Source organism: Mycobacterium sp. IDUB_9 (assembly GCF_055419505.1).
In genome coordinates this window covers 1-680 of the sequence record NZ_JBVAXU010000020.1, presented here as the reverse complement: position 1 = coordinate 680, position 680 = coordinate 1, and the positions used below count along the sequence as shown (strand labels likewise).

General features: G+C 61.8%; 1 pseudogene. It reads left to right on the top strand.

Annotation, left to right across the window (positions count from 1 at the left end):
- Positions 1-680: pseudogene (locus tag ACZY08_RS29720) on the top strand (pyruvate carboxylase); the annotation flags it as partial.

Sequence of the window (680 nt, the reverse complement as noted above, 5' to 3'; positions counted from 1 at the left end):
ACGTTCCGCGATGCCCATCAGTCGTTGTTGGCCACCCGGTTGCGGTCCACTGGGTTGCTCAAGGTGGCGCCGTATGTGGCGCGGATGATGCCGCAGTTGTTGTCCATCGAGTGCTGGGGTGGGGCGACTTATGATGTGGCGCTGCGGTTTTTGAAAGAGGATCCGTGGGAGCGGTTGGCCGCTCTGCGTGAGGCCGTGCCCAATATTTGTCTGCAGATGTTGTTGCGGGGCCGGAACACGGTGGGGTACACGCCGTATCCGGAGTTGGTGACGTCGGCTTTTGTCGATGAGGCGACTCGCACCGGGATCGATATCTTCCGGATCTTCGATGCGCTCAACAATGTCGAGTCGATGCGTCCGGCGATCGATGCGGTGCGTGAGACGGGTACGGCCGTCGCGGAAGTGGCGATGTCCTACACCGGGGATCTGTCTGATCCGGGCGAGAATCTGTACACGCTGGATTATTACTTGAAGCTGGCCGAGCAGATCGTCGATGCGGGTGCGCATGTGTTGGCGATCAAGGACATGGCGGGGTTGTTGCGCCCGCATTCGGCGCATCTGTTGGTGAGTGCGTTGCGGTCGCGGTTTGATCTGCCGGTGCATGTGCACACCCATGACACTCCGGGTGGGCAGTTGGCGACGTATCTGGCGGCCTGGCAGGCCGGCGCGTCGGCGGTCGA